Genomic DNA, 12137 nt, shown 5'->3' with positions numbered 1-12137 from the left:
CTTCCAACTAATCACATCTTCGGATAACTAAAAAAGGAAACCTTCATACCTCAAGAAATTCTAAGTTGGTAAATATATCCCACCATTTTCTTGACCCTCCCCTTGTGGGAAGGTTTATAGTGCAGCTATTCCTTAATTAACTCGTGCTTGAGAGGCCGTTATGAATCATTATCAACTAACTTTGCATGGGCTAAATTGCATGGGGTGTGCTAAAAAAGCGCGCGCTAAATTAGAATCGCTCGCCAATACTCAAGTTGAGTCGATAAGCCCTACTCAAGCAGAACTGAATACTGAAGCAACATTAGGCGAGATTAATCATGCGCTAAGCGAGTTTGGTTATCGCGCAGAGCAAACCTTGCATTTTGAACTCACTGGCTTAAATTGCGGACGCTGTGTGGCAAAACTAGAAACCGCTTTAAGTGAGCTTCCTGACATTAGCCAAATGGAAGTGAATAAGCATTCACTACAACTCACTAGTAATCATGAAGCCTCTAATATTACTGATATTATTGAACAGCTTGGCTATCAAGCCAAACAAGTAGAAAGTGCAACATTTGAGACAGAAAAACTCGTTACTTCTACTGAATCCACGACTACGCCACAAATAGAGCAATCCGCTCCTCAAGTAGAAGAAGCCAGAGATTCATCAACCGCTTTGCATTTCTTAATTTCTGGTATGACGTGCGCCAGTTGCGTCTCATCTGTTGAAAAAGCCATCGCTTCCCATCCACAAATAACTCGCGCTCAAGTTAATTTGGCCGAACAAACCGCATGGGCTTATCTTGAGAACAGTAGTCTTGATCAAGCCAATGAAAACATTGCTGAACAAGTTATCCAACAAGTAAAAGCCGCCGGTTACCAAGCAGAACGCATTCAAAATGACGACCAAATGCGTGAGCAACAACAAGCACAATTTAGCAAAACCCAAAAATCGCATCGTAACAGTGCGATTGCTGGCATTGTAATTGGCGTTCCTTTAATGTTGTGGGGCGTACTAGGTGGCAGCATGATGATCACTAGCCTTCAATCTCAGTGGGCTTGGGGCATTATTGGTATCATTTGTTTCGCGCTGCTTGCTACTGCTGGCAAACCGTTTTTCATTAATGCGTGGCAGGCGCTGACTCACAAGCGCGCCACTATGGATACTTTAGTCGCGCTAGGTACGGGCGCTGCTTGGTTATATTCTATGTTGATAGTCATTGCGCCAAATTGGTTTCCGGAACAAGCACGCCATGTCTATTTTGAAGCCAGTGCCATGATCATTGGTTTAATCTCGCTCGGCCACTATATAGAAGCTAAAGCCAAAGCCAGAACCACCGATGCGCTGCAAGGTTTAATCAATCTACAGCCTAAAACCGCGACGCTTTATCAAGATGGTGAAGAAAAACAAATTGCCGTAAAAGATATCCAAACCGGCATGGTAGTACGAGTCAAACCCGGTGAGCGCATTCCAATTGATGGTGTGGTTGTCGAAGGTTCATCTTATCTTGATGAAGCCATGCTCACTGGTGAACCGATTGCTGCGCTTAAACAAAAAGACGACAAAGTGTTTACTGGCACCATCAACCAAGACGGCAGCTTATTGATTAAAGCCACTATGGTTGGCGAACAGACTACCCTTTCGCGCATCATACAGTTAGTCCGCCAAGCTCAAAGCAGTAAGCCAGCACTAGCCCGTTTAGCGGATCAAATTTCCTCGGTATTTGTACCAACAGTCATTATGATCGCCATCATTGCTGCGGCAGCTTGGTATCTATTTGGCCCAACGCCACAAGCCAGTTATATGTTGGTCGTCGTCACCACAGTTCTGATTATTGCTTGTCCTTGTGCGCTTGGGCTTGCCACTCCACTATCGATTACGGTTGGAGTCGGTAAAGCAGCAGAGCTTGGAATCTTAATTAAAGATGCCGAAGTGTTACAAACTGCTAGCCAAATTCAAACTATCGTCTTTGATAAAACCGGCACACTAACCCAAGGCAAACCAAGTGTACAGAGTGAAACTTGCCTACTTTCAAACTCGGCTAATCTATGGCGTGATGTTTATCAGTTAGAAGCACAATCGGAACATCCATTGGCTCAAGCGGTATGCCAGTATATTAAGCAAACCTATACAGATATTGATACCGTAAACACTAAGGTAGATCATTACCAAACCGAGCGTGGCTTAGGGGTGCAAGGTAAAGTAAGCGGTCATCAATATTGGATTGGTAGCCCGCGTTACCTAGAGGAAAATCAAGTATCGCTAACGGAACATCGCGATGCACTTGCACGGCTTGAAAAAAATGCCGAAACGCCAATTCTAATCGCTCAAAATGGTGAACTTGCTGCCATCATTGGGGTATCGGATCCATTGCGTGAAGAATCGAAACAAACCGTCAAGCAATTGCATAAAATAGGCATCGAAGTCGTACTACTGTCGGGCGATCATCCATCGGTAGCCAATGCGATTGGTCAACAACTTGGAATTGATAAAGTGATTGCAGGTGTACTACCTGATCAAAAAGCGCAGCATATTCGCGCACTGCAAAATTCAGATGAAGGTAAGCGTGTAGTGGCGATGGTAGGCGATGGCATTAATGATGCGCCGGCATTAGCTCAAGCCGATGTGGGCATTGCAATGGGCAGTGGCTCTGATATTGCAATAGAAAATGCCAATATGACACTACTAAAGTCGTCACCACTCGCGGTAGTACATGCTATTGAATTATCTAAAGCGACGGTGAAAAACATCAAGCAGAACTTGCTCGGCGCCTTTCTTTATAACAGCTTAGGGATTCCGGTGGCGGCAGGTGTGCTGTATCCATTTTTTGGTATTATGCTCAGCCCAGTCGTCGCTGGTGCGGCAATGGCGCTGTCATCGATTACCGTGGTGAGTAATGCCAACCGCTTAAGACTATTTAAACCGAAACAATAACTAGAACGAGAACGGAATAGCATGATACCACTTTCATCATGCTATTCTATCTTTAAGACAAAACCGAACTCTATTTCCAAGTGATTCAAGGTATATAGCTAATATGAAAAACTGGCGCCCTCTTCTGCTTTCTTTATTGTCACTGCCCTCTTTATTGTTCGCCACAACAAGCCACGCTGAGCCATTGGTTTGGAAAGCGACTAAAGGACAACAACAATTAATGTTGATCGGTACCATTCACCTTGGGCATAAAAGCATGTACCCATTACCAAAAATATTAGAGCAATTTTTGAAAACCAGTGATGGATTAGTATTAGAAGCCAACCTTGAAGAGGGCATGCCACAAATAAACTTTGATGGCGTAACACTCACCAAGCAAGTGTTAACTTCAGAACAAAGAAAACAACTTGAGAAAACCGCCAAACACCTAAAACTCAATCCAATGACCTTGCTCAACTTACCGCCTTGGTTAACTGCGGTCAGCATTGAGAGTCAAACCTTTGAATCGCTTGGTTATAATGTCACTGAAGGCGTTGATCAAACCATACAAAAACAAGCCCAAGCATTAAAAGTTCCATTACTGACATTTGAAAGCCTTGCTCAACAACTTGATGTATTGCAAAACCTACCAGATAACGGCAAAAGCTTATTGCTTGATGCGATCAGTGATGAACAGCAGCAAACTGAAGATATTTATTCGTGCATGATTCAAAGCTGGCAAGATGGTGATCAAGACAACTTACGTAAATTACTGGAAACATCAGAATGGGATCAGAAAACCAGCGATGATCTACTGTATAGCCGTAACCGAGATTGGATAAACAAAATTATTGACCCATCGTTTTTATCTCCGACAGGCCAATATGTGATTGCGGTTGGCGCTCTGCATTTAATCGCTGAACAAAACTTGATTCAAGCACTGACAGAGCATGGTTATCAGGTTACTCTGATCTCCACCAGCACAGACAGTTATTGTCCACTTTAACCCATATCCATCGAACTTGAAGCTGCAGTTTTGTTGACTGCAACTCCAATTACTTTAGGTATATTTTGAAAAATCAAACGACTTGCAAGTGATTGCGGTTATCGCGGCTTTTACGAATTAACTCATCGCCTTGTTCAATGTTTGATGATTTAGCTAAGCGGTCATACAGCAAGACATTGACCGTCGCAGCTAGATTCATACACCCCACCGTTGGCACATACACCACTGCATCGGCTTTCGATACCACGGACTGCTCGATGCTGCCATCTTCAGGACCAAATACGTATAACGCTTTTTCTGGATGTTCAAACTCAGGTAGCGCAATCGCCCCTTCGGCTAGCTCAACACACACTATTTTGGTATCCACATCTAAGCCTTGCAGCATATCATCTACCCCATCAAGTGGAATATGACGGGCAACGCTTTTAGTATCAGTATGAAACTTGGCGGCTTTTTCATATCGTACGCCAGTATAACGAACCGCATCCGCGCGATAACAACCAGCAGCACGCATCACCGCACCAACATTAGACGGACTTTTTGGATTGGTTAAACCGAGAATGATGTGAGTATGATTAATAGACATAAAGAAAGTCATAGTAGAAAACAGTCGCGCGATAATAGCAAAACCAATATGCATCATCAAAGTGTTAAGTTGCGACGCTTAACAAGCCATCCGGTTGTTATGATTGAATCTCAATCAAAAGTAGCATTAAATAATCACACGATCATAATTTTAGCCATATCAAGGAAGTATAAATGACTCATATTCACGATACCATTTCCTCACTACAGCACACCAGCCCTGCTCAAAAAGAATTTTATCAAGCTGTTGAGGATGTTTTGCATTCACTTGTTCCTCTAATTGAAAGTAACAAACAATACCAGGAACAAGCCATACTCCAAAGAATTGTCGAACCGGAGCGTCAAATCATGTTTCGTGTTCCTTGGGTGGATGATGCAGGCCAAGTTCAAGTAAACAAAGGTTACCGAATTGAATTTAACTCAGCCCTTGGCCCATACAAAGGCGGCTTAAGATTTCACCATTCAGTCAATGCTGGCATTATTAAATTTCTTGGTTTTGAGCAAATATTCAAAAATGCACTGACTGGATTACCTATTGGTGGTGGCAAAGGTGGGTCGAACTTCAACCCTAAAGGCAAATCTGATGGAGAGATCATGCGTTTTTGTCAGTCCTTTATGAATGAACTATATCGCCATATCGGTCCAACAACAGACGTTCCTGCAGGGGATATAGGGGTTGGGGCTCGTGAGATCGGCTATTTGTTTGGTCAATATAAGCGTTTAACTGGTCGTTATGAAGGCGTTCTTACCGGAAAAAGCCTGCTATGGGGTGGTTCACTAGTAAGAAAAGAAGCCACCGGCTATGGCGCGGTTTATTTCGCAGAATACATGCTCAATGATCGTCAAAGCTCATTAAAAGGAAAAAGGTGTTTAGTTTCCGGTGCGGGTAACGTGGCTATTTACGCTATCGAAAAACTGTATCAAATCGGTGCGATCCCGGTATCTTGCAGTGATTCAAGAGGTACAATTTACCATGAACAAGGTATCGACCTTGAACTACTCAAACAACTCAAAGAAGTGCAACGTACCAGCTTAGAAACCTATTTAGACACCTACCCAGAAGCAAAATATACTCCCGTGGACGACTACCCTGAAGATGGTCATAGTGTATGGCGTTATCAAGCCGACGCAGCTTTCCCATGTGCAACACAAAATGAACTGACATTGTCTGATGCCCAAGCATTGATCAGTAATGGATGTCACCTAATTAGTGAAGGTGCAAATATGCCAACTACGCCAGAAGCGGTTCAAACTATTATTGAATCTAAAATCGCTTACGGTCCAGCAAAAGCAGCGAATGCAGGTGGAGTCGCAACCAGTCAGCTTGAAATGGCACAAAATGCCAGTATGCAGAATTGGACTTTCGAGAAAGTAGATACCCACTTACAAGCAATTATGAAAAACATTTTTGACAATGTGAACGAAACCAGTAAAGAGTTTGGTCAACCTGGTAACTTAGTGTTAGGTGCTAATATTGCTGGCTTTAGAAAGGTTGCTGATGCAATGCTTGAGCAAGGTATCGTCTAAAGAAAGTCAACGCTACGCTCATTGAAGATGGCGTTTGATTAATGTTCTAATATCAGACGAGCCTCCGACCTATTGGGATTAAATGCAAAAAGGCCTCACATTGCTGTGAGGCCTTTTTAAAAGTGGTCGGTGAAGAGGGATTCGAACCCCCGACCCTCTGGTCCCAAACCAGATGCGCTACCAAACTGCGCTATTCACCGAGATTTTGTATTCGCTTTTAGTTTTTTGTACCAAGGGTCGCCCTCTGGTCCCGCTATTCCTAAAAGCCGGAGATGCGCTACAAAACTGCGCTATTCACCGAAATTCATGTCAGCAATGTGTCGCTGAATGAGCTGCGTATAATACGGATTTTATTAGTAAGCGCAAGAGTTTTTAAGCAATTATTTTACGATTTTAAAAAATAACGTTCATTTGCTGATTTTATAAGCAGATACGATTCCCATATCACTCTCTACCGTTATAATTTTCCTATAACAGCTTTCCATCAAGTGGTAATGATTATGACAAACGATAATGACTTAGACTTATTTCAACAAATGATGGGTGATGTTAAACCGATAAAGCAAGATACGACCATTCGAACCAAAGCGCGAACTCTTACTGAAGCGCACCTTGCCCGACGCAAAGCAGCCGTATCTTTAACAGAAGAGTATGACGAATATCTATCGTTGGATAATGCGCCTATGCTGAAGCCTGATGATATTTTGGAATACAAAAAAGATGGCGTTCAAGATGGCGTATTCCGCAAATTACGTTTAGGTAAGTACCCGATTACCGCCAAGTTAGATTTACACCGTCGGACTTTAGAGCAAGCTCGTGAAGATGTGGTGTCGTTTTTACGCCAAGCACAGCGTCTTGATACTCGCAGTGTCTTAATTGTGCACGGTAAAGGTGAGCGTTCTAATCCACCCGCCTTAATGAAAAGCTATGTTGCCGCATGGCTTGAGCAGATTTCTGATGTGATGTGTTTTCATAGTGCTCAACCTTTTCATGGTGGCAGCGGTGCGGTGTATGTCTTAATTAAGAAAAGTGCTGAAATGAAATTAGATAACCGCGAACGCCACCAAAAACGAATGAGTTAAATCAGCAAATCTGCTAAGCTCTATCACCTTCATCGCTCAAGCTATCTTTTTAATATATCGCTGAGCATTTCCGTTGTGAAACGTCAAAAGAGATCACTATGACTAATCAAACTTCTGCTATTCGTCTTAATAAATTCATCAGCGATTCGGGCTTTTGCTCACGCCGTGAAGCCGATAAGCTTATCAATCAAGGCCGTGTCACTATTAATGGCATCGTGCCGGAAATGGGTACTAAAGTGCTGCCGGGCGATGATGTTCAGGTTGATAACAAGCCAATTAAGACCAAAGAAAAGCCTATCTATATTGCGCTAAATAAACCAACGGGAATTACTTGTACTACCGAGCGTCACGTTGAAGGCAATATTGTTGATTTTATTGGTCACCGTAAACGTATCTTCCCAATTGGTCGCCTAGATAAACCTTCTGATGGTTTGATTTTCTTAACCAATGACGGAGATATCGTCAACAAGATCTTACGTGCGGGTAATGCCCACGAAAAAGAATATGTAGTACGTGTTGATAAGCCGATTACCGAAGAGTTTATAACCAAGATGAGCTCAGGTGTCGATATTTTGGATACCACAACCCTACCTTGTAAGGTAAGCAAAGAAACCGATTTTTCTTTCCGTATGACTTTGACTCAAGGCTTAAACCGTCAAATTCGCCGTATGTGTGAAGCCTTAGGTTACGATGTTTATAAACTACGCCGCGTTCGTATTATGAACATCACCATTGATGGACTACCAAACGGCAAATGGCGTTACTTAACCGATGCTGAAATCACTGAAATTCATAATATGATTGAAGGTTCAGTAGGTACAGAAGAAGCCTCTAAAGTCGCCGCTGATGGTCATAGCATTGCGAAAGCAACAGACGCTAAATTACACGATGCACGCAAGCAAGCGGAAAAAGAACGTGAAACTCAATTTAAAACTTACCGAGGTAAAGGTGAGTTTGAACGTAAACCACGTACCAAAGGTAAAGAAAGTGATCGCACTGGTGGTAATCGTAGCCGTAATCAAGATAAGCCCAAAGCAGCGACACCTAGAAAGCCTGCTAGCAAAGGCTCTCGTTTTGGTAACTCAAATAGCAGTACTATCAAAAAATGGACACCAAAGAAGTAACCATTAAGTAATACCCAATCCAACAAATAACTAATCCGGTAGCGACTTATTAAAACGCTGCCGGTATTTTTTTACTGCTCATCACTTCTTGTTAATCATTAATCAAGCGTTTTCTTAAATCTCAACGCGGCAACCGCAATCCCTACCACGGTGAAACCCAACAACCACAGCACATCTTTATACAAATCTCCTAACTCTGCACCTTTTAACACCAGTGCCCGAATAATCCGCATATAGTGTGTGGCTGGCAATCCTTCGGCTATCCACTGTGCCAATACTGGCATGCCTTCGATTGGAAACATAAAGCCCGACAATAAAATGGAAGGCAAAATAATAAACAGTGTCAATTGCATTGCTTGAAGTTGTGTTTTAGCAATCGTAGAAATCACTAAACCTAGTGTCAAACTTGCTGAAATAAAGACCAGTGAACCAAGAAAAACATCAATTAATGACGCGTTTATTGGTACATCAAAAATAAAGTAGCCTAAGCCTAAAACAATCGCGACTTGCAGTAGACCAACAAATATATAGGGAATGATTTTAGCGATCATTAATTCAAATGAATTCACCGGCGTTGTGATCAATAACTCCAAGTTCCCTTGTTCTGATTCTCTAACGATAGCAATACTAGTAAATAGCACCATCGTCATCGTTAAAATAACGCCTAGCAATCCCGGTACAATATTGATCGCCGACCGTTGCGCGGGGTTATAAAACATTGTCATTTCAAAGGTTTGATTGGTCGCTTTGGAATCAACCGGTAGATTAGACAATTTGTAGGTATTGGTCACAGGCATGTTTTCTAATCCTAAAATTGCCGAACCTATCATGCTGTCAGAACCATCAATCATCCATTGTGCTTGAACTCTTTGCTGCGCTTGCCTTTGCTCTAAATCATAAGGGATCACTAAAACGGCTCGTACTTCACCGGTTTGAATCCCCTTCTGACCTTCAGCTGTCGATTGATAATTTTTCACCACATCAACCACTTGTGATGCTTTCATCGACGCCACTAGCCAACGTGAAGCTTGGCTATGACTTTGATCGACCACCGCGACTGGAATGTGGCGCACAACAGTATTAATCGCATAACCAAATAATAACAACTGAATCAATGGGATCATGACTATCATGGCGTAGGTGAGTTTATCTCGTGACAGTTGACGAAATTCCTTCACCATTATTGCTTTCATACGGAAAAGGCTACTCATTGACGGCCCTCTCCAGTCACACTAACAAACACATCCTCTAATGTTGGGCGCACTAAACTCATTTCACAATCGGCTAATTGAGAGAATCTTTGTCGCAACCAATCAATAGGATCATTGACCGATTGATAGACTAAAACTCGTAATCTCACTCCGAGTTGTGCTGCAGTACGGATCTCTGGCTGACTCAATAAAGTTGCTTTCAACTGACGAAGGTTATCTGCTTTAATTTCCACAATATTAACCCCCATCTTGTCCATGAGCTCTTCCGGTTCACCATCCGCTCGCATCTTGCCCGCTTCCATAATGGCCAAACGATGGCACTTTTCGGCTTCATCCATATAATGCGTGGTAATTAAAATTGTGGTGCCTTGATCAGATAAATCGAATAGCTTTTCCCAAAAGTCGCGGCGATTTTCCGGATCGACCGCCGACGTAGGCTCATCAAGGAACAAAAGTTCAGGGTTGTTCATCGTGGCCGAAGCAAGAGATAAGCGTTGTTTTTGTCCACCACTCATGCCTTTTACTCGTTGATTACGTAATTGATCTAAGCCATACGTTTTTAGTTGTTGCTCTAGACGTTCAGCTAACTTGCGTTTATCCATGCCATAAATTTGTCCTATAAAGATCAAGTTTTCTTCAACACTTAGATCATCATAAAGTGAAAATTTTTGGGTCATATAGCCAATATTTAAACGCAACTTTTCAGCATCTTTGGGAATGCGTAACCCTAGAACATCAATTTCACCAGAAGTCGGCGTGAGCAAGCCAGTCAGTGTACGGATCATAGTTGATTTACCGCATCCATTCGGACCAAGAAAACCATAAATACACCCTTTAGGCACAGATATGGAAATGTCATCAATCGCAGTAAAATGACCAAACTTCTTCACAACATTACGAGCGTAAATAGCAATCTCACTCATGCTCAGACTCCAAGTCCACCTGCAGAGGAATACCGGCGGCATATTGTGAAGCTTCTTTAGGCAAATCAATTTCCGCTAAATACACTAAACGAGAACGATCTTCTTCCGTCATGTTTCGATAAGGTGTAAAAGCAGGGTCAACGGAAATCCAACGAAGTTTTCCACGTAATGCTTGCTTGACTCCATCAATATGTACCATTAATGAACTGCCGACTTGAATTGAATGCTTATATTGCTCAGGCAGGTAAACACGAGCGTATGGCGCAGAATTAGATTGAATGATCGCCACCACCGAATTCTGTGTGACTCGTTCACCCAAGTTATAAGGTAACGAATCAAGAATGCCATTTCGGGTTGCGACAACCGTTAATTGTTGGAGTTTATGCTGTTGCAACATGACTTCTGCTTTTGCCGCGGCCAACTGCGCTTTAGCAAATTCAATATCTTCAATTCGGTTTCCGTTGGTGAGCTTCAACCATGTTTTGTAAGCAGAGTCATACTGGCCTTGCTTAGTATCTCTTTCGTATAAGGCATTATCTTGATCTGCGATTGAAGCGAGTTTTCTGTTCACTAATTCATTGATACGTTTTAAATGCTTTTGTGCATCCAACAGTTCCGCTTTCGCGCTATTTAAATTCGCTGTCGCAACATCAATATCTTCTGAACGTTCACCATTAAGCATCTTATTTAAATTGGCTTGTTGTTGATCTCGTTCAGCCTTGGCTTTAGCTAAAATAGCTTTTTGTGTAGTAGGATCTAATTGAGCAATTACTTGGCCAACTTTCACTACACTGCCTTGTTTGATAGGCAATGATGTGATGATTTCGCTTGAGGTGGCAAGCAAGCGAATACGCTCTCGTTCTAATGTTCCTGACGCTTGTGGAGATTCGGTTGGCGAGCAAGCATTTAGAGTCAACAAGACCAAACTGATCCCGAAAATCATCCGCCAGTTTTGAATAGCCAAAATACTCACCTTAAAAATAGTCATCACTTTATTCCCCTGAGAAGGTGCATAAGTAAACATGATAAAAAAATAGTAGAGAGTATATAATGCACCTCACTTTGACTATAAACAAAGCAAAAAGCCTAAAAAGCAGACACTTAAACCTTGTTTTTGAAAAAAAATGTTTACCTCTGCGTTGAATACTATAAAGTATGCCTCGTCTTCAAGCGAAGATGATGGTGTTCTAACTTTTCAGTTTAAGTGCCCTGTAATTTAGATTACATGTGCCCTGGTGGTGGAATTGGTAGACACAAGGGATTTAAAATCCCTCGGCGTTCGCGCTGTGCCGGTTCAAGTCCGGCCCGGGGCACCATCTAAAAGATTCTCGATAAACTCTTCAAAAGTTTCTTCAAAAAACACCCAATACAAAATGGCGCCTTGGCAGAGTGGCTATGCAGCGGATTGCAAATCCGTGGACCTCGGTTCGACTCCGGGAGGCGCCTCCAGATTTAGAAAGCCTGACTAGAAATAGTCAGGCTTTTTTACGTCTATTGAAAAGGGGTTTAAGGTTCGACAGTTTTACTAGCACACTTTGCCCTATGTACCTCATATATCTAGAAACTTCTTATGTCAGAATGTAGTTTATTTATCTAGTGAGGTGAGTTTATCGCTGATCTATCCATATCAACGAACCAGCTCCTTCCCTTTACCAGTAAAATTATAGTTTGGCTAGTTTGGCGTAACCAACTCCATCCAGCTTCCCCTTATGTCGACTTCTGTTGCCAAGTAACATCATCTATCAAGGGAAAGAGCTGATCTTTGCCGCTTTTACTCTCATACTCA

9 protein-coding genes and 3 tRNA genes are annotated in these 12137 nt (G+C 42.3%); 7 read left to right on the top strand and 5 right to left on the bottom strand.

What is annotated here, in order from left to right; translation table 11 throughout:
* Positions 1-160 precede the first annotated feature (160 nt).
* Both ACE3G9_RS11545 and ACE3G9_RS11540 read left to right on the top strand, forming a co-directional pair.
* A complete protein-coding gene (locus tag ACE3G9_RS11545) occupies positions 161-2914 on the top strand; it encodes a copper-translocating P-type ATPase (protein WP_449219191.1) in 2754 nt (917 codons plus the stop codon).
* 103 nt (positions 2915-3017) lie between these two features.
* Positions 3018-3899 (top strand): TraB/GumN family protein, encoded by an 882-nt coding sequence (locus ACE3G9_RS11540; protein ID WP_449219190.1) that lies wholly within the window; start codon positions 3018-3020, stop codon positions 3897-3899.
* 73 nt (positions 3900-3972) lie between these two features.
* Here the strand turns inward: ACE3G9_RS11540 and ACE3G9_RS11535 are convergent, their stop codons facing one another.
* Positions 3973-4485, bottom strand: a complete 513-nt coding sequence (locus ACE3G9_RS11535; RefSeq protein WP_417881036.1) for an RNA methyltransferase — start codon at positions 4483-4485, stop codon at positions 3973-3975.
* A 173-nt stretch (positions 4486-4658) separates the two neighbouring features.
* On the opposite strand from ACE3G9_RS11535, the gene gdhA reads away from it, so the two are divergent.
* The gene (gene gdhA / locus ACE3G9_RS11530; RefSeq protein ID WP_449219189.1) at positions 4659-6011 is read left to right on the top strand and encodes an NADP-specific glutamate dehydrogenase; all 1353 of its coding nucleotides are present in this window, start codon (positions 4659-4661) and stop codon (positions 6009-6011) included.
* A gap of 123 nt (positions 6012-6134) precedes the next feature.
* Here the strand turns inward: gdhA and ACE3G9_RS11525 are convergent.
* A tRNA-Pro gene (locus ACE3G9_RS11525) sits at positions 6135-6211 on the bottom strand.
* Between the two features lie 300 nt (positions 6212-6511).
* Here ACE3G9_RS11525 and smrA point away from each other — a divergent pair.
* Together smrA and rluF are read left to right on the top strand one after the other, a co-directional pair.
* Complete coding sequence (gene smrA, locus ACE3G9_RS11520) at positions 6512-7093, top strand: DNA endonuclease SmrA (protein WP_449219188.1); 582 nt, start codon at positions 6512-6514, stop codon at positions 7091-7093.
* Positions 7094-7191: 98 nt separating this feature from the next.
* Positions 7192-8217, top strand: a complete 1026-nt coding sequence (gene rluF, locus ACE3G9_RS11515) for a 23S rRNA pseudouridine(2604) synthase RluF (protein ID WP_449219187.1) — start codon at positions 7192-7194, stop codon at positions 8215-8217.
* A gap of 98 nt (positions 8218-8315) precedes the next feature.
* Here the strand turns inward: rluF and ACE3G9_RS11510 are convergent, their stop codons facing one another.
* The 3 genes from ACE3G9_RS11510 to ACE3G9_RS11500 are packed head-to-tail and all read right to left on the bottom strand — an operon-like array spanning position 8316 to position 11339.
* Positions 8316-9428, bottom strand: a complete 1113-nt coding sequence (locus tag ACE3G9_RS11510; protein ID WP_417881032.1) for an ABC transporter permease — start codon at positions 9426-9428, stop codon at positions 8316-8318.
* Positions 9425-10351: an ABC transporter ATP-binding protein gene (locus tag ACE3G9_RS11505; protein ID WP_417881031.1), complete on the bottom strand. Its 927-nt coding sequence runs from the start codon at positions 10349-10351 to the stop codon at positions 9425-9427. Before ACE3G9_RS11505 ends, ACE3G9_RS11510 begins: the two co-directional genes overlap by 4 nt.
* Entirely contained in the window at positions 10344-11339 is a 996-nt protein-coding gene (locus ACE3G9_RS11500; RefSeq protein WP_449219186.1) for an HlyD family secretion protein, read from the bottom strand. The genes ACE3G9_RS11505 and ACE3G9_RS11500 overlap by 8 nt, the downstream gene beginning before the upstream one ends.
* A 241-nt stretch (positions 11340-11580) precedes the next feature.
* On the opposite strand from ACE3G9_RS11500, the gene ACE3G9_RS11495 reads away from it, so the two are divergent.
* Both ACE3G9_RS11495 and ACE3G9_RS11490 read left to right on the top strand, forming a co-directional pair.
* Positions 11581-11667 (top strand) — tRNA-Leu (locus ACE3G9_RS11495).
* Between the two features lie 59 nt (positions 11668-11726).
* A tRNA-Cys gene (locus tag ACE3G9_RS11490) sits at positions 11727-11800 on the top strand.
* Positions 11801-12137 lie beyond the last annotated feature (337 nt).

The sequence above is a fragment of the Vibrio sp. E150_018 genome (assembly GCF_053544035.1).
This window is presented reverse-complemented; position numbering and strand designations above follow the sequence as displayed.